Source organism: Methylobacterium sp. WL18, from assembly GCF_008040015.1.
Lineage (GTDB): Bacteria > Pseudomonadota > Alphaproteobacteria > Rhizobiales > Beijerinckiaceae > Methylobacterium > Methylobacterium mesophilicum.
In genome coordinates this window covers 1-650 of sequence record NZ_VRVD01001212.1, presented here as the reverse complement: position 1 = coordinate 650, position 650 = coordinate 1, and the positions used below count along the sequence as shown (strand labels likewise).

The window sequence follows — 650 nt, the reverse complement described above, 5'->3', positions numbered from 1 at the left end:
GCGAGCGGCAGGGCCGCGCCGGCGCTGCGGCCGGCCTCCAGCACGATGCCGAGATCCTTGACGAAGATGTCGACTGCGCTGGTGACCTCCGGCTCGCCCTCCAGGATGCGGGGCCCGCGGTCGCGCAGCATCCAGCTCGACGCCGAGGAGCCTGAGAGGATCTCCAGCACCACCGCGAGATCGACCCCGACCCGCCCGGCCAGGGCCATCGCCTCGGCGGCGGCCGCGATGTGGACGCCGCACAGGAGCTGGTTCACGGCCTTGACGGTGGCGCCCTGGCCCGGCCGCTCGCCGACATGGAAGATCCGGTCGCCGAGCGCATCGAGCACCGGGCGGATCTCCGCGAGCGTCGCGGACGGGGCCGCGGCCATGATCGTGAGCTTGGCGGCCTTGGCCCCGACGACGCCCCCCGAGACCGGGGCGTCCACGAATCGGCGGCCGGTGGCGCAGACGCGCGCCGCGATGGCCTCCACGGCCCCCGGCGGACAGGTCGCCATCAGCACGACGATCCCGTCGGGCGCGAGGGCGTCGAGGGCGCCGTGTGAGAACAGCACGTCCTCGGCCTGGGCGGCGTTCACCACCATCAGCAGGAGCGCGTCGGCGCCGTCCGCCGCCTGCGCCAGGGTCTCGGCCGGTGCGCCGCCTGCTGC

The 650-nt window shown here is 75.2% G+C and carries 1 protein-coding gene; it reads right to left on the bottom strand.

Annotation, left to right across the window (positions count from 1 at the left end):
- The coding region (locus FV228_RS31890; protein ID WP_147857984.1) for an NAD(P)-dependent oxidoreductase at positions 1-650 on the bottom strand (650 nt) is incomplete at both ends.